Origin of the sequence: Streptococcus mitis, from assembly GCF_902159415.1 — a bacterium.
In the GTDB taxonomy this organism is placed as follows: domain Bacteria; phylum Bacillota; class Bacilli; order Lactobacillales; family Streptococcaceae; genus Streptococcus; species Streptococcus mitis_BG.
In genome coordinates this window covers 753,515-774,787 of the sequence record NZ_CABGJU010000001.1, presented here as the reverse complement: position 1 = coordinate 774,787, position 21,273 = coordinate 753,515, and the positions used below count along the sequence as shown (strand labels likewise).

Genomic DNA, 21,273 nt, shown 5'->3' with positions numbered 1-21,273 from the left:
ACTTTACGCTATAATGGAGTATTGAAAGGAAATAAAAATGAATCAAAAACGGTTTCCAATAATATCAGATGATGAAATCATGCTATCAGAGATGCCAGCCATGAACTTATATGATGAATCAGACTTTATTAGTAATATCAAAGGAGACTACCAAGACAAGAATTACTTAGAGTGGTCACCAATTATTAAGGATAAACCTTCGAATCAACAACATAATAGGCAAGTTTCTGAAAAAACAGAAAAAAGCTATGCTGAATTGGCTCGCGAAGAAGCAAGAGCAGATTTGAAGAAAAAACGTTCAGCTAGTTATTTGACACAGGATATTACGCATGTAAGACGCCATAAAAATTCTAAGATTGTTAAACCATCGAAGCAGCCTACGGCTCCTTTCCAAAAGGAGAATCCAGGAGAATATACAAAATACAGTAAAAAATTGACTCAAAGTCATTACATTTTGGCAGATAATAGTGTTCAGTTACAAAAGTCTTCTGCAGAGAATAATCTAGGACCAAAGAAAAACAATTTTGATTTCTTGAAGAAAAGCCAAATATATAACAAAAAAGAAAATCAAACTGAAAAAGAACGAAAAGTTGCTCAAGAACTTAACTTGACAAATATAACAGAATAATAAAGGGGAATAAGATGGCAAAAACCTATCATTTTATCGGAATTAAAGGATCAGGGATGAGTGCTTTGGCCTTGATGTTACACCAAATGGGACATAAGGTTCAAGGGTCTGATGTTGATAAATACTATTTTACACAACGTGGATTGGAGCAAGCAGGGATTACCATTCTCCCTTTTGATGAGAAGAATTTGCAGGGAGATATAGAAATTATCGCTGGGAATGCCTTTCGTCCAGACAACAATGTTGAAATTGCTTATGCAGATAAGAACGGCCTAAGCTATAAACGTTACCATGAGTTTCTTGGAAGCTTTATGCGTGACTTTGTCAGCATGGGGGTAGCCGGAGCTCATGGTAAAACTTCTACTACAGGAATCCTGTCACATGTTTTATCACATATCACAGACACAAGTTATTTGATTGGAGATGGTACAGGTCGTGGTTCTGAAAATGCCAAGTATTTTGTCTTCGAATCGGACGAGTACGAGCGTCATTTCATGCCATATCACCCAGAATACTCTATTATTACTAATATCGACTTTGACCATCCTGACTATTTCACAAGCTTAGAGGATGTCTTCAACGCCTTCAATGATTATGCTAAACAAATCACCAAAGGTTTGTTTGTCTACGGTGAAGACGCTGAACTGCGTAAGATTACGGCAAATGCTCCAATCTATTATTACGGTTTTGAAGCAGACAACAATGACTTTGTAGCAAACGATTTGCTTCGTTCAACAACTGGTTCAACTTTCACAGTTCACTTCCGTGGTCAAGAATTGGGTCAATTCCACATTCCAACTTTTGGTCGCCACAACATCATGAATGCAACAGCAGTAATTGGTTTACTTTACACAGCTGGATTTGATTTGGATTTGGTACGTGAGCATTTGAATACCTTTGGTGGAGTTAAGCGTCGTTTCACAGAGAAGGTTGTTAATGACACTGTAATTATTGATGACTTTGCCCACCATCCAACTGAAATTATTGCGACTTTGGATGCTGCTCGCCAGAAATATCCAAGCAAGGAAATCGTTGCTATTTTCCAACCGCATACTTTTACTCGTACAATTGCTTTGTTGGATGATTTTGCACAGGCCTTGAATCAGGCTGATGCAGTTTACTTAGCACAAATCTATGGATCAGCTCGTGAAGTGGACCATGGTGATGTTAAGGTTGAGGATTTAGCAGCTAAGATTGATAAAAAACATCAAGTTATCACTGTTGAAAATGTGTCTCCTCTCTTAGACCATGACAATGCTGTTTATGTCTTTATGGGAGCTGGTGATATTCAAACTTATGAATACTCATTTGAACGTCTCTTGTCTAATTTAACAAGCAATGTTCAATAAGGAAAAACTATGGAATTTCCAATATCAATTCGGGAGGCTCAAGCATCTGATTTGGATCAAATCTACTTGATTATAGAAAAGAATGCTGACTCCTGCAGAAATATTAGTAAAGAAATGATAGAAAAACGTATCCGCAATCATGCGGGTACGTTTCTCTTAGCTAGCCTTGAGGAGCAGGTGATTGGTTTTATTATAGGAACTGATTTAACTGAAACAAGTTCGAAGGATTCAGCTTTTGATATAGACTTTATTCATTCTATTAGTAGAGTGCCTATAATCATTTTAAGTTTGATGATTCATCCTGATTATCAAGGGCAAGGATTTGGGACACTTTTACTAGCAGCTATGAAAGAGAGTATTCGTTTAACCAATAATTCCGGACTTTATCTTCCCTGTCCTGATGAAATGCTGTCTTATTTTGAGATGAATGCATTTATCGAACATGGCTTTGCTGAATCGGAAAACAGCAGTGATCCTTATTTTCATATGCATTGGGATAATCCCTATTATCAGGAGGAAATATGATAATCAGAAAAGCAAGATTCGCGGATCTTGATCGTATTCAAGAAATTGAGTTGGAAAACTTCTCTGTGGAAGAAGCGATTCCTCGTACTGTTTTTGAAGCACATTTAAGAGAAATTAAAACAAGCTTTTTGGTTGCTGAAAAAGACGGCCATATTTTAGGCTATATTGAGGGACCTGTAGTGCCACATAGACATTTGCAAGATAAATCTTTTACAGAAGAAATTGAAGACCACAGTCAACATTCTGGTGGCTACATTTCAATTACTTGTCTTTCTATTGCTAAGGAAGCTCAATCTTTAGGTCTTGGCCAAAAATTATTGACAGCTCTAAAGAAAGTTGCTCTGGAGCACGAGCGCCAAGGTATCAATCTGACTTGCCATGATTATCTTATCAACTACTATGAAAAGCATGGATTTATCAATGAAGGAAAATCTGAATCCAAGTTTGCAGGAGAAGAATGGTATAATATGGTCTGGCAGAATGAAAAAAAGTTTTAGACAGCCAACTATAGTTGCTTTTATTTGGTTTTTAAGATATAATATTATGGATTATCAACAAGGAGGTAATATCTTTGAGCGAAAATTCAAGAGAAGAAGAAAAGCTAAGTTTTAAAGAGCAAATTTTGCGAGATTTAGAACGACTAAAAAAAGAAGATAGGATTTCAGAACCTACAAGTGACCTATTTGAAACTTTAACAAATACTTATACATCAGAACAAGAAAAACCGGAAAGTAAAACAGCAGAAGAAGAATTAATTGCTAATTCTGTGTCTGCAGTGGATCAATTGATTGCTAATGCACCAAGCGTTCCACCTCGTTCGTTTGCTACCGAAGAAGACTCAGTTGAGTCTGTTGAACATAATCAACCAGATGTTGTGGAAGAGGAAATTCACTCAACACCTACTAGAGTTGCGGTGTCATACCAAACTCAGCTTGATTCACAACTTGAAAATGAAGAAGAAACTTTTGCGTCTAATGTTGACGAAGAAACTCTTGTGATTCCAGTTCAAGAAGATTCAAGTTCAGAGGAAGCAGAGGTTCCTCGACGCAGTCGTAGAGAATCTGTGAAACCAACTAAGAAAAAGAAGAAGTTTCGTTTTGTACGATTTTTAGTAACTTTACTTATTCTACTCGCTCTTCTTGGAGTAGGTGGTTTTTATGGATACCGCTATGCTGAATCAGCATTGCAACCTATCGACCCATCTTCTAAACAGTATGTAAAAGTTCAGATTCCAGAAGGGGCTAATAGTCAAGAAATTGGTTCAATACTTGAGAAATCAGGTTTGATTAAACATGGTCTACTTTTTACAGCGTATGTAAAATATAAAAACTATTCGGATTTAAAATCTGGTTATTATAATTTACAAAAAAGTATGAGCACTGAGGATTTGATTAAAGCTTTGCAAAAAGGTGGAACTCCAGAACCTCAAGAAGTTGTATATGCTAATTTGACAATTCCAGAAGGATTTACTCTTGAACAAATCGCACAGACCGTTGCTCAACTACAAGGTGACTTTAAAGAGCCTTTGACTGCTGAAGCTTTTATGGCTAAAGTTCAAGATGAAAACTTTATTGCTCAAGAGGTTGCTAAATATCCAAAACTTCTTGAAAGCTTACCTGCAAAAGATAGTGGTGTTCGTTATCGCTTAGAAGGTTATCTATTCCCAGCAACATATACAATTAAAGAGAGCACAACTATTGAAAGCTTGATTGATGAAATGCTTGCTACAATGGACAAAAACCTCTCTCCACATTATGCTACTATCAAGGAAAAGAACCTAACAGTAAATGAACTCTTGACTATTGCTTCACTTGTAGAGAAGGAAGGGGCAAAAACGGAAGATCGTAAGCTTATCGCTGGAGTCTTCTATAACCGTTTGAATCTAGGCATACCACTTCAAAGCAATATCGCTATTCTTTATGCAGAGGGTAAACTTGGTCAAAAAATCAGTCTTGCTGATGATGTAGCTATTGATACAGCTATTGATTCACCTTACAATGTTTATACGAATATTGGCCTAATGCCTGGTCCAGTTGATAGTCCAAGCTTGGATGCAATCGAATCAAGTATCAATCAAACTAAGAGTGATAATCTCTTCTTTGTTGCGAATGTTCAAGATGGGAAAGTCTACTTTGCAGCAACGAAAGAAGAGCATGATAAAAACGTTGAAGAGCACATCAACAGTAAATTAAAACAATCAAATAATGCAAACTAAAATTATGTGGTTTTCCACATAATTTTGCTTTAACGAATAAAATATGATAGATAAGTAAAAGAAAGTTGAGAAAAATGGTAGAAAAAACTTATCCAATGACATTGGAAGAAAAGGAAAAACTCGAAAAAGAATTAGAAGAATTAAAATTAGTACGTCGTCCAGAAGTCGTAGAACGTATCAAGATTGCTCGTTCATACGGTGATTTGTCAGAAAATAGTGAGTATGAAGCAGCTAAGGATGAACAAGCCTTTGTTGAAGGACAAATATCAAGCTTGGAAACAAAAATCCGTTATGCAGAAATCGTTAATAGCGATGCAGTCGCTCAAGATGAAGTTGCCATTGGAAAAACTGTAACCATCCAAGAAGTTGGAGAAGACGAAGAGGAAGTATACATTATCGTTGGTTCAGCTGGTGCAGACGCTTTTGCAGGTAAAGTATCAAATGAAAGCCCAATTGGTCAAGCCTTGATTGGTAAGAAAACAGGTGATATTGCTACAATCGAAACACCTGCTGGAAGCTATGATGTTAAGATTTTAAAAGTTGAAAAAACAGTTTAATAGGATAGAGAAGAAGGAGTAGATATAGGGAAAGTGCTTCCATCGCTCCTTTTCTTCATTCTAAAAACTTGAGGAGACTAGATGAATTCAGAAAATAAACATAAAAAGAAAAGTAAAATGGAGCGTGGATTAACAAACCGCCACGTTCAGGTTATGGCCATTGCGGGAACAATCGGGACTGGACTATTTTTGGGAGCTGGTCGGTCTATCAGTTTAACTGGACCTTCTATTGTCTTGGTATATATGATTACGGGTGGCTTTATGTATCTCATGATGCGTGCTATCGGAGAAATGTTGTACCAGGACCCAGAGCAACACACCTTTATCAATTTTATTACACGCTATCTTGGAAAGGGCTGGGGATATTTCTCGGTTTGGTCTTATTGGTTATCAGTAGTCTTTATTGGTATGGCTGAGATTACAGCAATCGCTCACTATGTTCAGTTTTGGTTTCCGTCTTGGCCATCTTGGTTGATTCAGGTTGTCTTTTTAACAATTTTAGGATTGGTCAATCTGATTGCAGTTAAAATATTTGGTGAAGTGGAATTTTGGTTTGCCATGATTAAAATCGTTGCTATTCTTGCCATGATTGCGACGGGTATTTTTATGGTCTTGACTGGCTTTGAAACTCCTTATGGATCAGCAAGTCTTGTCAATATCAGTGAGCAATTCTCCCTTTTCCCAAATGGAGGAATGAATTTTGTCATGGCCTTTCAAATGGTTTTCTTTGCTTACTTGATGATTGAATTTATCGGCGTTACAACATCTGAAACCAAAGATCCTCGAAAAGTCTTGCCTAAGGCTGTTAAGGAAATTCCTTTGCGAATTATCTTTTTCTACGGTGGAGCTCTCTTAGCCATCATGTCTATTATTCCTTGGCGTGAGCTTTCTGCGACAGATTCACCATTTGTAACGGTATTTGAACTTGTTGGTCTTAAGTGGGCGGCGGCCTTGATTAACTTTGTTGTCTTGACTTCCGCTGCGTCAGCCTTGAATTCAACTCTTTACTCAACAGGTCGTCACTTGTACCAAATTGCCCATGATTCACCAAATCGTTTCTTGAAAGCTATTAAGGCAGATACACTTTCACGCCACAATGTTCCTCAGAATGCTATCATTGCTTCTGCGGTATTGATTGGTCTTGCAGCCTTCATCAATGTACTTCCTGGCGTATCAGATGCCTTTGCTTTGATTACGGCTTCTTCATCAGGTGTTTATATCGCCATCTACATCTTAATCATGGTGGCCCATCTTAAGTATCGCAAGTCAAAAGACTTTATGGCAGATGGCTATCTCATGCCCCAATATCGCTTGCTAAATCCTCTGACTATGCTCTTCTTCATCTTTGTATTCGGAACTCTCTTTTTACAAGAATCAACTGTAATGGGAGCAAGAGGTTCAGCTATCTGGATTGTTGCTTTTGGTATTTATAGCCAATGGAAATTTAGAAAATAAGTTATAAACTCATCAACTCAGGTTGATGAGTTTTCTAGTTTGACAGCTCTTGGTAATAAGACTATAATCAAGATATAAAGTAGAGTCGAGGAGATTTAGATGCAGGTTAGATTGGAAAATATAGAGTCTCAGAAATCGCAAATAATAGGAGACTTGATTCGTTCCTATAATCGTTCCAAAAGAGAAGTTGCTGAAAGTGAGCCACTAAACCTTTATGTCGAAGATGAACATGGTGAAATCATGGCTGGTTTGGTAGCAGAGACTTTCGGGAATTGGTTAGAAATTGAGTATTTATTTGTGAAGGAGGACTTGCTAGGACAAGGAGTTGGTTCCCAACTATTGCAGCGAGCAGAGAGTGAAGCTAAAAAGAGAAACTGTCGCTTTGCTTTTGTGAATACCTATCAGTTTCAAGCGCCAGCCTTTTATGAAAAGCAGGGCTATAAGGAAATCTTTACCTTAAAAGATTATCCCTACACCGGACAAAGACACTATTATCAAAAAGATTTGTAAACATAGAACTCTCTATCATGTAAGTGGTAGAGTTTTTTTGTAAAAAAAATTGCACAAAATGACAGATATATATTGCATAATGTAAAATATATGATATAATAAAGTTGAAAAAAGAGCGCGACTTTTAAAATTAAGGAGGAGGTAACAAGTGGCTAAGAATTTAAAATTAAAGTTAGCTCGAGTGGAGCTTGACATGACACAAGGTGATTTGTCAGAAGCTGTGGGTGTAACTAGGCAGACTATAGGCTTGATAGAAGCAGGGAAATATAATCCTAGTCTTTCCCTTTGCCAGTCTATTTGCAGGTGCTTAGGGAAAACGCTAGATCAATTATTTTGGGAGGAAGAAGATGAAAAATAGATTATTTTATTATCAATTACTGGACGAAAGAGAAGAACAACTGATGAATAAAGCAGGAGCAGAAAGTTTCTATATATCTATAGCTTTCTTGCTTTTATCTTATATGATTGCAGTATTAGCACCAAGTCTTTTTAATCCGAGAATGATTCTCATCATTATCATTATTGGAACTTTTTACTTTTTCGGCCGTGCTCGAAGTCTAGGTGTGACCTACTATAGTCGTTTTCATTTTACAATTTTAGGATGCCTATTATTAACTCTAGTGATTACAGCTAGCTTGATGCTACAAAACTACCAGTTTAATATCGAAATTTATCAGCACAACCCTCTACATATTAAGTACATTTATGCATGGGTATTTACTTATATCTTTTATCTTCCTTGGGTCTTTATTGGTAATCTCGGCCTTAAGAGTTATGGTGAATGGGCCCAGAAAAAATATGAAGAAGATTTAGAACAGCTAGAAAGTGAGTAGACTTGAGTCAAACCTTATAAAATATGCTATAATGGTACTAATTTATAAAGAATCTGTTTCCTTTTTTAGAAACAGGAAAGAAGGGCTCATATGTACAAAGATGATAGTTTAACTTTACACACGGATTTGTATCAGATTAACATGATGCAGGTCTACTTTGACCAAGGCATTCATAATAAGAAAGCTGTTTTTGAGGTTTATTTCCGCCAACAACCGTTTAATAACGGCTATGCTGTTTTTGCAGGGTTAGAGAGAATAGTAAAATACCTAGAAAACTTACGCTTCTCAGACAGTGATATTGATTATCTAGAATCACTTGGTTACCATGGTGCATTTTTAGACTATCTCCGTAATCTCAAATTGGAGTTGACGGTTCGTTCTGCTCGGGAAGGTGATTTGGTTTTTGCCAATGAGCCAATCGTTCAGGTAGAAGGTCCATTGGCCCAATGTCAATTGGTTGAAACAGCCCTTTTGAATATCGTTAACTTTCAAACTTTGATAGCGACTAAGGCAGCACGCATTCGTTCTGTCATTGATGATGAACCTTTGATGGAGTTCGGAACACGTCGTGCACAAGAAATGGATGCGGCAATCTGGGGAACACGTGCGGCTGTAATTGGTGGTGCTAATGGAACTAGTAATGTCCGTGCAGGGAAACTCTTTGGCATCCCTGTTTTAGGAACACATGCCCATTCCTTGGTACAGGTATATGGGAATGACTATCAGGCTTTCAAAGCTTATGCCTCAACCCATCGTGATTGTGTCTTTCTAGTCGATACTTATGATACCCTTCGTATCGGTGTACCTGCAGCTATTAAGGTTGCTCGTGAACTTGGAGATGAGATTAACTTTAAAGGTGTTCGTATCGATTCAGGAGATATTGCTTATATTTCTAAGAAAGTTCGACATCAGTTGGATGAAGCTGGTTTCCCAGATGCCAAAATTTATGCATCCAATGACCTAGATGAAAATACTATCCTTAACCTCAAAATGCAAAAAGCTAAGATTGATGTTTGGGGTGTAGGAACTAAACTTATCACTGCCTATGACCAACCTGCTCTTGGTGCAGTTTATAAAATTGTGGCTATTGAAGATGAAAATGGTCAGATGCGCAACACCATCAAACTCTCTAGCAATGCTGAAAAAGTTTCAACTCCAGGTAAGAAACAAGTTTGGCGCATTACCAGTCGTGAAAAAGGAAAATCTGAAGGTGATTATATTACCTATGACGGCGTTGACGTGTCAAGTATGACTGAACTCAAGATGTTCCACCCAACCTATACTTACATCAAGAAAACTGTCCGCAATTTTGATGCAGTTCCTCTCTTGGTGGATATTTTCAGGGATGGAAAACTAATCTATGATTTACCGAGTCTACCTGAAATTCAAGCTTATGCTCGCAAGGAATTTGATAAACTCTGGGATGAATACAAACGTGTTCTTAACCCACAACATTATCCAGTAGACTTAGCGCATGATATTTGGCAAGATAAGATGGACTTGATTGACAAGATGCGTAAGGCAGCTCTAGGTGAAGGAGAAGAAGAATGAGTTTGCAAGAGACTATTATCCAGCAATTAGGGGTTAAACCTGTCATCGACCCTCAAGAAGAAATCCGTCGTTCCATTGACTTTCTAAAAAGATATTTGAAGAAACATCTCTTCCTTAAAAGTTTTGTATTAGGAATTTCTGGTGGTCAAGACTCGACTTTAGCTGGTCGCCTTGCCCAACTAGCTATGGAAGAAATGCGAGCTGAAACTGGTGATGATTCTTATAAATTTATAGCGGTTCGCCTGCCTTATGGCATTCAAGCCGATGAAGATGATGCTCAAAAAGCCTTAGCTTTTATTCAGCCAGATGTCAGCTTAGTAGTGAACATTAAAGAATCTGTCGATGCCATGGCAGTGGCTATAGAGGCTACTGGAAGTTCAATGACAGACTTCAATAAAGGGAATATTAAGGCTAGAAGCCGGATGATTGCCCAATATGCGCTTGCAGGAGCTCATAGTGGTGCAGTTATCGGGACTGACCATGCTGCTGAGAATGTCACAGGTTTCTTTACCAAGTTTGGTGATGGTGGTGCAGATATTCTCCCGCTTTATCGCCTCAATAAACGCCAAGGAAAACAACTCTTGAAGGAGCTCGGAGCTGATCCTGCTCTCTATGAAAAAGTACCGATTGCCGATCTAGAAGAAGAGAAACCAGGCTTGGCAGATGAAGTTGCACTCGGTGTAACCTATGCAGAGATTGATGACTATCTAGAAGGAAAACAAATCAGCCAAGAAGCCCAAGCAACCATTGAAAAATGGTGGCACAAAGGCCAACACAAACGCCACCTACCAATCACAGTGTTTGATACGTTTTGGGAGTGAGACAGAAATCGGTAACTCGAAGAGTTCGATTTCGTAGTCTCACCCCCGCAAGGATGACTAGGCTTGAAAAAGCTTGATAAAGCGTATTTCAAGCCAGACAGCTACTGCGTCATGAAATTAGAGGAAATTGTTGTTTTCTCAATGTTCATGAGTATAGTGTTTTTACCCCGAGCCTGACAATACAAAAGAGAAGAAGGTCCAGTGGACCTCTTTAGCTTGAACATTCAAATAGAAAGCGAGTTACGATTATGAAAGCACTTGGTACACAAACTATTGAGACAGAACGTTTGATTTTGAGGAGATTTGTGGAAACTGATGCTCAAGCCATGTTTGAGAATTGGGCTTCTCGTCTAGATAATCTAACCTATGTTACTTGGGATCCTCATCCAAATGTTGATTTCACAAAGAACTCAATTAGAACTTGGGTAGCATCTTATGACAATCCTAACTATTACAAATGGGCCATTTGTCTCAAAGAAAATCCAAATCACGTTATCGGAGATATTAGTTTGGTCAGTGTGGATGAAGAAAACTCTAGCTGTGAAGTCGGATATATCATAGGGATGGACTATTGGGGACGAGGAATCATGACAGAAGCATTGAAGGCTGTTTTATCATACTGTTTGGATGAGATTAGATTTAAAGAGGTTAATGCTTGCTATGCAAGCTTAAATCCCGCCTCTGGTCGTGTGATGGAAAAGGCGGGTATGACTTTTTGGAAGACAATTCCAAAGGCAGTTGAACGAGAAGGTTATATAGCTGATAAAATTTATTATCAAATCAAAAAGGCGGTGAGACAGAAATCGGTAGACGAAGTTACGATTTCGTAGTCCCACCCCCGCAAGGCTGACTAGGTTTGAAAAAGCTTGATAAAGCGTATTTCAAGCCAGACAGCTACTGCGTCAAAGCGTTAATGCCAGAAAAGGACGAGATTTTATATCCCGTCCTTTTTTATATTTTATATAATTCAGCTTAATCAAAATAAAGCAAATCTTTGCTGGTGCTTGTAAAGAGGTCAAAACCGTTTTTAGTTACAACACCACAGTCTTCGATACGAACACCGACTTTACCAGGGATATAGATACCAGGCTCAACTGAGAAGCACATTCCTTCTTCGATAACCATGTCGTTTCCTTCCATGATAGATGGGAATTCGTGGACATCCATACCGATACCATGGCCAAGACGGTGGTTGAAGTACTCACCGTAGCCAGCTTTTTCAATCACTTCACGAGCCGCACGGTCTACTTCATGAGTAGTCACACCAGGTTTGATAAAGTCAAGGGCAGCTTGTTGGGCTTCTAGAGTTAAGTTGTAAATATCTTTCTTGAACTGGTCAGGTTTACCAACAGCGACTGTACGAGTCATATCTGATGCATAACCATTCACCATCACACCGAGGTCAAAGAGGAGAAGGGCATTGTTTTCAACTTTGTTAGCTCCAGGAATACCATGCGGATTTGCAGCGTTATCTCCTGTCAAGACCATGGTATCAAAGCTCATTTCATAGCCTTCACGTTTCATAGCAAAATCGATTTGCGCAATGATATCAGTTTCCGTATTATCAAGAGAGATATTATCAAAACCAACTTTAACAGACTTGTCGGCGTAAACACCTGCAACCATCATCTTTTGCACTTCGTCTGCTGATTTGATGAGGCGCATGCGTTGGATCAATGGAGTCAAGTTCTCAAAGTCAGCACTTTCAAAGACAGTTTTCAAACCGTGATATTTAGTCAAGATGAGATTGTCAAACTCAACTGCTACACGTTTGAAATCAAGCTGTGACAAGGAGTTTTGGATTTTCTTCCAAGGGTTTTCAGAGTCCACATAGCCAACTACTGGGAATGATACGGTGCTAGTAGCACGCTCAACCTCAAGTGCTGGAACGAAGAGAAGCGGTTCCTGATCTGTAAGGACAAAAAGGAACATTTGGCGTTCGTGGGGATCACTGTAGAATCCAGTTAGATAATTGATAGTGACGGGGTCAGATACGACAGCGACGTCTAGTTTTTCTGTTTCAAGATATGTTAGGATTTGTTGTAATTTAGACATAAGCTACCTTCTTTCTACCCCTCTATTTTGGCAAAAAATAGGAGAAAAAGCAAGGGAGAAGGAGAAAAGGATACAAAAAAATTCCAAGAAAGCTATCTCCTTGGAATTAGGTTTTTAAGTAAAGTCAGCCTTGCTCTTAACATCGCCATATTCTTCAGCAACTTCTTGGCTAAGGATATCCTCATAAGCTGGAAGGTCGATATCCTGACCATATTTTTTCTTAAGAGCAGTAGTGACCAAGCGATAGGCAAGGTTGGCATTACGAGATAAGATAGGCCCGTGGAAATAAGAGCCGAAAACATTTTTATAGTGAACACCTTCACCGACCTTTTCTTCGTTGTTGCCATTTCCGTAGACAACCTGCCCCAGTGGTTTTTGGTCATCTGATAGGAAGGTGCGGCCTTGGTGATTTTCAAAACCATAGTAGGTTTCATCGAATTCTTCGTTATGAATTTTAATATCACCGATGAAGCGATTATTGGTTTGGTTGAGTGTGTAATGTCCCATGACACCTAGACCTTCTATGCGTCTTCCGGAAGCTTCAATATAGTATTGGCCTAATAGCTGGAAGCCACCACAGATAGCAAGGACAACCCCATCATTTTGGATAAAGTTGTCGATACTTTCTTTTTTAGCAGGCAAATCACCAGCAATGATACTTTGTTCAAAGTCTTGACCACCACCAAAGAAGGCAATATCATAGTAGTTCTCATCAAAATCATCATGGAGAGAAACGATGTCAACTGTTACATGGGCACCAAGTTTTTCAGCTACATACTTGAGCATGAGGATATTTCCATTATCTCCGTAAGTATTCATAAGGTTTCCATAGAGATGGGATATATTTAGTTGGTATGGATAGTTGCCGTCTTTTGAGGAAAGTGAAGTATAAACCATTAGTTCATCTCCTTTCTAACAATCTGACGATTAGCTAGTAATTCTCGAAATTCAAGCATAGCTGTGTATGTCGCAAGGATATAGGCATGCTTGCAGTCTTGATTTTCAATCGTTTTAAGAACTTGTTCCAAGCTGCTTGTTTCAGTGATTTTATCAGCTGGATAGCCAGTAACACGAAGGCGACGAGCGATTTCTGAATGACGTACTCCTCCGGCGTTAATTTCTGGAATATCCATGTCAGTTATCTGTTCAAAATCAGCATCCCAAATCCAACTAGTATCAATCCCGTCTGCATAGTTTGCATTGAGGAGAACAGATAGACTAAATGGATAAGGTGCTAGTTTGATCATTTCGATGGCCTGGGTAGCACCAACAGGATTTTTAATAAGAACCAGTGTACATTCCTTGTCACCAATATGGAAGGTTTCTTGGCGTCCGAAAACAGCACGACTCTTGTCAAAACCTTGCTTGATGAGTTTCGAATCTGCACCGAAGAAACGGGCGATAGCAACCGCAGCCAGAGCATTGTAGATGTTGTAGAGACCACCGATTTGAATACCATATTCCTGACCGTCAATAACAAATCGAGAGCGATTGTTGGTCAATTCAACCAATTCTGTTAGACGGTAGTCCAATTCAGGACGCTTGCATCCACAATTTTCACAGATATAAGCCCCTAAGTTAGCATAAGTATTAAGTTCATACTTGAGAATGCTATGGCAATTAGGACATAGGATACCCTCGGTATTGTAGTGTGTCAACTGAGCTGGCCCTTTTTCTAAGTCAAAGCCAAAATATTGAATAGGATTAGGAATAGCTGGCTTGTAGAAAAGTGGACTATCTCCATTAAGAAGAACCGTAGCAGTAGGAACCTTTCGGATAGCATCCAAAATCATCTTATAGGTAGTATAAATCTCACCGTAGCGATCCATCTGGTCACGGAAGATGTTAGTGATAACAAAGAGACTAGGTTGGATGTAGTCACAGATACGCGAGAGGCTGGCTTCGTCAATTTCTAGGACGGCTATATTTTTACCTGTTTTAGAAGATTTTGCAGTCAAAAAAGTAGTGGTGATTCCTGAAATCATGTTAGCGCCACTTGGATTGGTTAATACTTGGCCATAGACTTCTTTTAAAATCCCGACAGTAAGGGCTGTTGTCAAGGTTTTGCCATTCGTACCAGTTACCACGACAATCTCATAGTTTTTTGCTAGATGCTGTAAAATATCTTTATCAAATTGAAGGGCAAGTTTTCCTGGGAGCGTACTTCCACGTCCAAGACGACTTAAAATAAAGTGAGAAGAACGTCCAACTAGGAGCCCAAAAGTAGTTTCAAATTTCATGTTTCTATTATATCATAAAAGATGGAAAAGATAGATTTGATATTTCGCTTATGAAAAAACAGCCCAACGAGGGCTGTTTGATAATATTGTTTTTTAGTTTAAATCGCAAACAAGTCATTCAAGTTTTCAGCCAATGTTGGGTGAGTGAAGATTTGTTTTGTGAAGTAAGTGTATGGGATTTTGTTGTCCATAGCAACAGTAATGATGTTGATGATTTCTTGTGATCCTTCTGAGAAGATGCTTGCTCCGAGAATTTCTTTGGTTTCAGTGTTGACAACAGCTTTGAAAGCTCCACGAAGGTCACCATTTACATGACCTCGAGGCATAGCAGCAACAGGGATTTCCTTCACAGCGTATGGAAGTTTCAAATCAGCTGCTTGGCTTTCAGTTAAACCAATTTGTGAAAGTGGTGGTGTAATGAACATAGTGTTTGGCACATTAAGACGGTCTTCAAGTGTGTAGCTGCCATCTCCTGCAAGGTAGCTGTAGACGACACGGAAGTCATCAAGTGAAATGTAAGTAAATTGAAGTCCACCGTTGACATCTCCGACTGCAAAGACACCAGGAACGTTTGTTTGACAGTGTTTATCGACCTTGATTGCACCACGTTCAGTTAGTTCAATATCTGTATTTTTAAGTTGAAGAGGTTCCACATTTGGTTTACGTCCAGTTGCGTAGAGAAGGGCATCAAAACGGTATGTTTCATTCTCTGTCACGACAAGGACTTGGTCACCTTCGTTTTTAATTTCAGTAGTATGGATATTTTGAAGCAATTCAATACCATCTTCTTCCATATATTGTTTAGCAAGAGCAGCAATAGAAGGTTCTGCGCGAGGTAGGAAAGTATCTAAAGCATCTAAGACTGTTACCTTGCTTCCAAGTTTGTTGTAGAGACCTGCAAATTCAAGACCGATATTTCCACCACCAAGAATCCCAAGTTTTTCTGGTAATTTATCTAAGTTTTGGATACCTGTTGAGTCAAATACGTTCTTGCTTGTAGCAAGACCAGGGATTGGCAACACGTTTGAAACAGCACCAGTGTTGATGACAATTGTTTCAGCAGTTAGTTCTTGTTTTTCATCACCAGCTTGAATTTCAATTACTTTATTTGAAACAAAGTGGGCTTCAGCATCAATGATATCAACTCCAGTACCAGCAATCGTAGCATAGTTTTTACCATTAAGGCGTGTAGTAACAGTATTTTTAGTATCCATGACCTCGTCAAATGACAAGTCCTTTTCTGCGGCAACTAACAAGGTTTTAGTTGGAATACAACCGATGTTGATACAGGTTCCACCGTACATAGCTTTGCTACGTTCAACGAGGGCAACTTTTTTACCAGCTGAAGCCAGTTTCCCAGCCAGTGTTTTACCAGCTTTACCGAATCCGATAACGATTAAATCATAAGTTAACATTTTATATCCTCCTATTTGGTTTCATTCTAGCACAAGAAAAAGACTTTTGCACAATTCTGCTACGAAAAAGATAGAAAAAAATAAAAACTCTTTCCAGACAAAAAACTAGTAATTTTTCAACAATCTTGATAAACTAAAATCCTATCTATTTTTATATAAAATAGAATAAATGTTCGTAAATAGGAGATTTTATGAAATCGAATCGTTATATTATTGCCTTTTCTGGAGTTGTTTTGCACTTAATGTTGGGGTCCACTTATGCCTGGAGTGTTTATCGCAACCCTATTATTGAAAAAACGGGATGGGATCAGGCTTCTGTAGCCTTCGCCTTTAGTCTAGCAATCTTTTGTTTGGGATTATCTGCTGCATTTATGGGACGTTTGGTGGAAAAATTTGGTCCGAGAGTCATGGGGAGTCTATCTGCTTTTCTATACGCAGGTGGAAATATCTTAACAGGATTTGCAATATACCGTCAGGAACTGTGGTTGTTGTATCTAGCTTATGGCATTTTGGGTGGGCTTGGTTTGGGAGCAGGCTATATTACTCCTGTGTCAACGATTATAAAATGGTTTCCTGATAAACGTGGTCTCGCAACAGGTTTAGCGATTATGGGGTTTGGTTTTGCTTCTTTATTGACTAGTCCCATAGCGCAACATCTCATCGCAGGGGTAGGGCTTGTAGAAACTTTTTATATTTTAGGAGCAAGTTACTTTATTATCATGATTCTAGCTTCACAATTCATTAGGCGTCCAAAGGAGCAAGAACTTGCAATCCTATCTGCTTCAGGGAAAGAAAAAACAGCCTCTTTGACGCAAGGAATGACTGCAAATCAGGCTTTAAAAAGCAATCGGTTTTATATACTTTGGATTATTTTCTTTATCAACATAGCTTGTGGATTAGGTTTAATTTCAGCGGCATCGCCAATGGCACAGGAGATGGCTGGCTTGTCTACAAGTCATGCAGCAGTAATGGTGGGCGTTTTGGGGATTTTCAATGGATTTGGTCGCTTGCTCTGGGCGAGCTTATCTGACTATATCGGGCGTCCTCTAACCTTTAGTATATTACTGCTTGTCAATCTTTTCTTTTCTCTCTCACTTTTGCTCTTTACAGATTCCGTTTTATTTGTAGTTGCTATGTCTATTTTGATGACTTGCTATGGAGCTGGTTTTTCTTTGATTCCGGCTTATCTCAGTGATATTTTTGGAACCAAGGAATTGGCTGCTCTGCATGGTTATATTTTAACAGCTTGGGCAATGGCAGGTTTAGCAGGACCTATTTTATTAGCAGAGACCTATAAAATGGCTCACTCTTACACACAAACCTTGTTCGTTTTTCTCATTTTATATAGTATAGCCTTGGCTTTGTCTTATTATTTAGGTCGTTCAATCAAAAAGGAAATTCAAAAACCGCTTACATGATTTAATCAGAGGGTTAGACTATCTTTTGGCCCTCTCTTGTGTTATACTAGATGAGTTGCAAAGAAAGCAGTACTTTTCTTTAGTGGAAAAGAAGCAACACGATCTTTCATATAAAGATATGAAAAACCGTCATGAAAAGAAAAGTATAAACTAAGCGCTATAGGGTGGCTTCGCACCACCTTTAGAAAGAAGAAAAACGTGAAATTTAATGAATTTAACTTGTCTGCTGACCTTTTAGCAGAAGTTGATAAAGCAGGATTTGTAGAGGCAAGTCCTATCCAAGAGCAAACCATTCCTTTGGCTCTTGAGGGAAAAGATGTTATCGGTCAAGCACAGACTGGTACAGGGAAAACAGCGGCTTTTGGCTTGCCAACCCTTGAAAAAATTCGTACAGAAGAAGCGACTATCCAAGCTTTGGTGATTGCGCCAACTCGTGAACTTGCAGTTCAAAGCCAAGAAGAGCTTTTCCGCTTTGGTAGAAGCAAGGGTGTAAAAGTTCGTTCAGTCTATGGTGGTTCAAGCATTGAAAAACAAATCAAGGCTCTTAAATCAGGTGCTCACATCGTTGTAGGAACACCGGGACGTTTACTTGACCTCATTAAACGGAAGGCTTTGAAATTAGATGATATTGAAACCTTGATTTTAGATGAAGCAGATGAAATGCTGAACATGGGATTCCTTGAAGATATTGAAGATATCATCTCTCGTGTACCGGAAAATCGTCAAACCTTGCTCTTTTCAGCGACTATGCCAGATGCCATCAAACGTATTGGTGTTCAGTTCATGAAAGAGCCTGAGCATGTCAAGATTGCTGCTAAAGAATTGACAACAGAACTAGTTGACCAGTACTATATCCGTGTTAAGGAACAAGAAAAATTTGATACCATGACTCGCCTCATGGATGTAGAACAACCTGAACTTGCTATCGTATTTGGGCGTACTAAACGTCGTGTGGATGAGTTGACTCGTGGTCTGAAGATCCGCGGTTTCCGAGCAGAAGGGATTCATGGAGATTTGGACCAAAACAAACGTCTTCGTGTCCTTCGTGATTTTAAAAATGGCAACCTTGATGTCCTAGTTGCAACAGACGTGGCTGCTCGTGGTTTGGATATTTCTGGTGTGACTCATGTCTACAACTACGATATCCCACAAGACCCTGAGAGTTATGTTCACCGTATCGGTCGTACAGGGCGTGCAGGTAAGTCAGGTCAGTCTATTACCTTCGTTTCACCTAATGAAATGGGTTATCTACAAATCATTGAGAACTTAACTAAGAAACGCATGAAAGGTCTTAAACCTGCAAGTGCAGAAGAAGCCTTCCAAGCTAAGAAGCAAGTAGCTCTTAAGAAAATTGAACGTGATTTTGCGAATGAGGAGATTCGTAGCAACTTTGAGAAGTTTGGCAAGGATGCTCGTCATTTGGCCTCAGAATTCAGCCCAGAAGAATTGGCCATGTATATTCTCAGTCTAACTGTTCAAGACCCAGACAGTCTTCCTGAGGTTGAGATTGCACGTGAAAAACCTTTACCATTTAAACCATCAGGTGGTGGCTTCGGTGGCAAAGGCAAGGGTGGTCGAGGAGGCCGTCGTGGGGATGACCGTCGAGACCGTGATCGCCGTGGTAATGGACGTCGTGACGACTATCGTAAAGGTGGACGTTCAAAGGATCGCTTTGATAAAGAAAAGCGTTACCGCAAGGACACTAAAAAACCACGCAATACTTCAAGCGAGAAGAAAACAGGCTTTGTTATTCGTAACAAGGGTGATAAATAATAAAAAGCGGTTCACTTTGTGAATCGCTTTTTATATATAAGGAGACCTAAATTAAAGTAGAAAAAGTAATACTTGAAATTGTATTTATATATTTATTATCTTGTAATATTATATTATCAAAAAAATAAATGGATGTCAATTATAAATGTTAAAAAAACAGCAAAAAATTGCGAATATAAAAGAATTGTGATGCAATAAGCAATTTTCAGATAATTATTGAAATAAAGAATTTTCTATGTTATAATGGAGGCGATTATATGCGAGGTAAAAAATGGCACATTTATTAGAAAAAACAAGAAAAATCACATCAATTTTGAAGCGTTCGGAGGAGCAATTACAAGATGAGCTTCCTTATAATGCCATTACACGTCAATTAGCAGATATTATTGACTGTAACGCTTGTATTGTGAATAGCAAGGGTCGTTTATTGGGCTACTTTATGCGCTACAAAACGAATAATGACCGAGTAGAGCACTTCTTCCAATCAAAGACTTTCCCAGAAGATTATGTGCAAGGTGCAAACATGATTTACGATACGGAAGCCAATCTTCCTGTAGAGCATGATTTGACAATCTTCCCAACTGAGAGTCGTTCTGATTTCCCGGATGGTTTAACAACGATTGCTCCAATTCATGTCTCAGGGATTCGCTTAGGTTCATTGATCATTTGGCGTAATGATAAAAAGTTTGAAGATGAAGATTTAATTCTGGTTGAAATTGCAAGCACAGTAGTAGGAATTCAACTCTTGAACTTCCAACGTGAAGAAGATGAGAAAAATATTCGTCGTCGTACGGCTGTAACTATGGCGGTCAATACACTTTCTTACTCTGAACTTAGAGCAGTATCGGCTATTCTAGCTGAATTAAATGGCAATGAAGGCCAATTAACAGCTTCAGTCATTGCTGACCGTATCGGTATCACTCGTTCTGTAATTGTTAATGCTCTTCGTAAACTCGAATCGGCAGGGATTATTGAGAGTCGTTCTCTTGGTATGAAAGGAACCTATCTCAAAGTTCTAATTCCAGATATTTTTGAAGAAGTGAAAAAGAGGGACTATTAATGGCTAAGGCACTAATTTCTATTGACTATACAGAAGATTTCGTAGCGGATCATGGGAAACTGACTGCGGGCGCTCCAGCTCAAGCAATATCTGATGATATATATGGGGTGACCCAAAAGGCTTTTGAACGTGGAGATTATATCTTTTTTACCATCGATGCCCATGAAGAAAATGATGTTTTTCATCCTGAAAGTAAACTATTCCCACCACATAATATTATTGGGACTAGTGGACGAAATTTGTATGGCAAACTAGCTGAGTTCTATCAGGAATATGCTGATGATAGTCGTGTTTTCTGGATGGACAAACGTCACTATTCTGCTTTTTCTGGAACAGATTTGGATATCCGTCTCAGAGAGCGTAGGGTAGATACAGTCATTTTGACAGGAGTTCTTACAGATATCTGTGTCTTGCATACGGCGATTGATGCCTATAATCTTGGTTATCAAATAGAAGTGGTCAAACCAGCAGTTGCATCCATTTGGCCTGAAAATCATGCCTTTGCACTTGGACATTTTAAGAATACACTTGGTGCGAAATTGGTTGATGAAAATTTGCTTGAAATTGCAGAATAATACATTTCAAGATGAAAAAATCTGAAAAAAGTCTTGACAATTTTTTTCAAAGTTGATATACTAGTAAAGTAATCGACGCGGGGATGGCGGAATTGGCAGACGCGCAGGACTAAGGATCCTGTGACCGCTTTAGGTCGTGAGGGTTCAAGTCCCTCTCTCCGCATAGTAGTGAGCTAGCTTTGGCTAGCTTTTTATTTTTCATCAAAAAGAGCAAAAATATTTTTGCTCTTTTTTTGGTATTTCATAAACATTTCATATTTGAATATTATAATGGTTTTACAAATATGGAGGTG

21 protein-coding genes and 1 tRNA gene are annotated in these 21,273 nt (G+C 38.8%); 18 read left to right on the top strand and 4 right to left on the bottom strand.

From position 1 onward, the window contains the following. Positions 1–37: 37 nt before the first annotated feature. From FN031_RS04130 to FN031_RS04070, 13 genes are all read left to right on the top strand, one after another. Positions 38–628 carry a cystathionine gamma-synthase gene (locus tag FN031_RS04130; protein ID WP_142557839.1) on the top strand — a complete coding sequence of 197 codons (591 nt, stop codon included), beginning with the start codon at positions 38–40 and terminating at the stop codon, positions 626–628. A 14-nt stretch (positions 629–642) separates the two neighbouring features. Next, a complete protein-coding gene (gene murC / locus FN031_RS04125) occupies positions 643–1,977 on the top strand; it encodes a UDP-N-acetylmuramate--L-alanine ligase (protein ID WP_142557837.1) in 1,335 nt (444 codons plus the stop codon). Between the two features lie 9 nt (positions 1,978–1,986). Next, entirely contained in the window at positions 1,987–2,502 is a 516-nt protein-coding gene (locus tag FN031_RS04120) for a GNAT family N-acetyltransferase (protein WP_142557834.1), read from the top strand. Further along, positions 2,499–2,999 carry a GNAT family N-acetyltransferase gene (locus FN031_RS04115; protein WP_142557832.1) on the top strand — a complete coding sequence of 167 codons (501 nt, stop codon included), beginning with the start codon at positions 2,499–2,501 and terminating at the stop codon, positions 2,997–2,999. Before FN031_RS04120 ends, FN031_RS04115 begins: the two co-directional genes overlap by 4 nt. Before the next feature lie 74 nt (positions 3,000–3,073). Next, positions 3,074–4,717, top strand: a complete 1,644-nt coding sequence (mltG, locus tag FN031_RS04110; RefSeq protein WP_142557830.1) for an endolytic transglycosylase MltG — start codon at positions 3,074–3,076, stop codon at positions 4,715–4,717. A 74-nt stretch (positions 4,718–4,791) separates the two neighbouring features. Then, on the top strand, positions 4,792–5,274 hold the full coding sequence (gene greA / locus FN031_RS04105; RefSeq protein WP_004252406.1) for a transcription elongation factor GreA: 483 nt from the start codon (positions 4,792–4,794) through the stop codon (positions 5,272–5,274). A gap of 81 nt (positions 5,275–5,355) precedes the next feature. Continuing rightward, entirely contained in the window at positions 5,356–6,729 is a 1,374-nt protein-coding gene (locus tag FN031_RS04100; RefSeq protein ID WP_185928440.1) for an amino acid permease, read from the top strand. A gap of 99 nt (positions 6,730–6,828) precedes the next feature. Continuing rightward, on the top strand, positions 6,829–7,239 hold the full coding sequence (locus tag FN031_RS04095; RefSeq protein ID WP_142557829.1) for a GNAT family N-acetyltransferase: 411 nt from the start codon (positions 6,829–6,831) through the stop codon (positions 7,237–7,239). A gap of 148 nt (positions 7,240–7,387) precedes the next feature. Then, positions 7,388–7,597: a helix-turn-helix transcriptional regulator gene (locus FN031_RS04090; protein ID WP_142557827.1), complete on the top strand. Its 210-nt coding sequence runs from the start codon at positions 7,388–7,390 to the stop codon at positions 7,595–7,597. Continuing rightward, positions 7,587–8,072 carry a DUF6773 family protein gene (locus tag FN031_RS04085; protein WP_142557825.1) on the top strand — a complete coding sequence of 162 codons (486 nt, stop codon included), beginning with the start codon at positions 7,587–7,589 and terminating at the stop codon, positions 8,070–8,072. Before FN031_RS04090 ends, FN031_RS04085 begins: the two co-directional genes overlap by 11 nt. A 90-nt stretch (positions 8,073–8,162) precedes the next feature. Continuing rightward, on the top strand, positions 8,163–9,623 hold the full coding sequence (locus FN031_RS04080) for a nicotinate phosphoribosyltransferase (RefSeq protein ID WP_142557823.1): 1,461 nt from the start codon (positions 8,163–8,165) through the stop codon (positions 9,621–9,623). Continuing rightward, positions 9,620–10,444, top strand: coding sequence for an ammonia-dependent NAD(+) synthetase (gene nadE / locus FN031_RS04075; protein ID WP_142557821.1), 825 nt, complete (start codon positions 9,620–9,622; stop codon positions 10,442–10,444). Before FN031_RS04080 ends, nadE begins: the two co-directional genes overlap by 4 nt. Positions 10,445–10,692: 248 nt before the next feature. Next, a complete protein-coding gene (locus FN031_RS04070; protein ID WP_142557819.1) occupies positions 10,693–11,274 on the top strand; it encodes a GNAT family N-acetyltransferase in 582 nt (193 codons plus the stop codon). Between the two features lie 142 nt (positions 11,275–11,416). On the opposite strand, the gene FN031_RS04065 is transcribed toward FN031_RS04070, so the two are convergent. From FN031_RS04065 to FN031_RS04050, 4 genes are all read right to left on the bottom strand, one after another. Continuing rightward, positions 11,417–12,499, bottom strand: a complete 1,083-nt coding sequence (locus tag FN031_RS04065) for a M24 family metallopeptidase (protein ID WP_142557817.1) — start codon at positions 12,497–12,499, stop codon at positions 11,417–11,419. A 114-nt stretch (positions 12,500–12,613) separates the two neighbouring features. After that, positions 12,614–13,396 (bottom strand): lipid II isoglutaminyl synthase subunit GatD, encoded by a 783-nt coding sequence (gene gatD, locus FN031_RS04060; protein WP_142557815.1) that lies wholly within the window; start codon positions 13,394–13,396, stop codon positions 12,614–12,616. Continuing rightward, on the bottom strand, positions 13,396–14,739 hold the full coding sequence (gene murT, locus FN031_RS04055; RefSeq protein ID WP_142557813.1) for a lipid II isoglutaminyl synthase subunit MurT: 1,344 nt from the start codon (positions 14,737–14,739) through the stop codon (positions 13,396–13,398). The genes gatD and murT overlap by 1 nt, the downstream gene beginning before the upstream one ends. Before the next feature lie 98 nt (positions 14,740–14,837). Then, positions 14,838–16,154, bottom strand: a complete 1,317-nt coding sequence (locus tag FN031_RS04050; RefSeq protein ID WP_142557811.1) for an FAD-containing oxidoreductase — start codon at positions 16,152–16,154, stop codon at positions 14,838–14,840. Positions 16,155–16,345: 191 nt separating this feature from the next. Between FN031_RS04050 and FN031_RS04045 the strand changes: the two genes are divergently transcribed. The 5 genes from FN031_RS04045 to FN031_RS04025 all read left to right on the top strand — a co-directional run bounded on the left by FN031_RS04045 (position 16,346) and on the right by FN031_RS04025 (position 21,143). Continuing rightward, on the top strand, positions 16,346–17,572 hold the full coding sequence (locus FN031_RS04045; RefSeq protein ID WP_142557809.1) for an L-lactate MFS transporter: 1,227 nt from the start codon (positions 16,346–16,348) through the stop codon (positions 17,570–17,572). A gap of 198 nt (positions 17,573–17,770) precedes the next feature. Then, on the top strand, positions 17,771–19,345 hold the full coding sequence (locus FN031_RS04040; protein ID WP_142557807.1) for a DEAD/DEAH box helicase: 1,575 nt from the start codon (positions 17,771–17,773) through the stop codon (positions 19,343–19,345). A 271-nt stretch (positions 19,346–19,616) separates the two neighbouring features. After that, positions 19,617–20,405: a GTP-sensing pleiotropic transcriptional regulator CodY gene (codY, locus tag FN031_RS04035; RefSeq protein WP_142557805.1), complete on the top strand. Its 789-nt coding sequence runs from the start codon at positions 19,617–19,619 to the stop codon at positions 20,403–20,405. Next, positions 20,405–20,980, top strand: a complete 576-nt coding sequence (locus tag FN031_RS04030) for a cysteine hydrolase family protein (RefSeq protein ID WP_142557803.1) — start codon at positions 20,405–20,407, stop codon at positions 20,978–20,980. The genes codY and FN031_RS04030 overlap by 1 nt, the downstream gene beginning before the upstream one ends. Before the next feature lie 77 nt (positions 20,981–21,057). After that, a tRNA-Leu gene (locus FN031_RS04025) sits at positions 21,058–21,143 on the top strand. Positions 21,144–21,273 lie beyond the last annotated feature (130 nt).

Excerpts from the sequence above, each read along its gene's own strand:
- FN031_RS04130 (WP_142557839.1), top strand. The coding sequence starts at position 38 with ATGAATCAAAAACGGTTTCCAATAATATCAGATGATGAAATCATGCTA.
- murC (WP_142557837.1), top strand. The coding sequence starts at position 643 with ATGGCAAAAACCTATCATTTTATCGGAATTAAAGGATCAGGGATGAGT.
- FN031_RS04120 (WP_142557834.1), top strand. The coding sequence starts at position 1,987 with ATGGAATTTCCAATATCAATTCGGGAGGCTCAAGCATCTGATTTGGAT.
- FN031_RS04115 (WP_142557832.1), top strand. The coding sequence starts at position 2,499 with ATGATAATCAGAAAAGCAAGATTCGCGGATCTTGATCGTATTCAAGAA.
- greA (WP_004252406.1), top strand. The coding sequence starts at position 4,792 with ATGGTAGAAAAAACTTATCCAATGACATTGGAAGAAAAGGAAAAACTC.
- FN031_RS04100 (WP_185928440.1), top strand. The coding sequence starts at position 5,356 with ATGAATTCAGAAAATAAACATAAAAAGAAAAGTAAAATGGAGCGTGGA.
- FN031_RS04095 (WP_142557829.1), top strand. The coding sequence starts at position 6,829 with ATGCAGGTTAGATTGGAAAATATAGAGTCTCAGAAATCGCAAATAATA.
- FN031_RS04085 (WP_142557825.1), top strand. The coding sequence starts at position 7,587 with ATGAAAAATAGATTATTTTATTATCAATTACTGGACGAAAGAGAAGAA.
- FN031_RS04080 (WP_142557823.1), top strand. The coding sequence starts at position 8,163 with ATGTACAAAGATGATAGTTTAACTTTACACACGGATTTGTATCAGATT.
- nadE (WP_142557821.1), top strand. The coding sequence starts at position 9,620 with ATGAGTTTGCAAGAGACTATTATCCAGCAATTAGGGGTTAAACCTGTC.
- FN031_RS04070 (WP_142557819.1), top strand. The coding sequence starts at position 10,693 with ATGAAAGCACTTGGTACACAAACTATTGAGACAGAACGTTTGATTTTG.
- FN031_RS04065 (WP_142557817.1), bottom strand. The coding sequence starts at position 12,499 with ATGTCTAAATTACAACAAATCCTAACATATCTTGAAACAGAAAAACTA.
- gatD (WP_142557815.1), bottom strand. The coding sequence starts at position 13,396 with ATGGTTTATACTTCACTTTCCTCAAAAGACGGCAACTATCCATACCAA.
- murT (WP_142557813.1), bottom strand. The coding sequence starts at position 14,739 with ATGAAATTTGAAACTACTTTTGGGCTCCTAGTTGGACGTTCTTCTCAC.
- FN031_RS04050 (WP_142557811.1), bottom strand. The coding sequence starts at position 16,154 with ATGTTAACTTATGATTTAATCGTTATCGGATTCGGTAAAGCTGGTAAA.
- FN031_RS04045 (WP_142557809.1), top strand. The coding sequence starts at position 16,346 with ATGAAATCGAATCGTTATATTATTGCCTTTTCTGGAGTTGTTTTGCAC.
- codY (WP_142557805.1), top strand. The coding sequence starts at position 19,617 with ATGGCACATTTATTAGAAAAAACAAGAAAAATCACATCAATTTTGAAG.
- FN031_RS04030 (WP_142557803.1), top strand. The coding sequence starts at position 20,405 with ATGGCTAAGGCACTAATTTCTATTGACTATACAGAAGATTTCGTAGCG.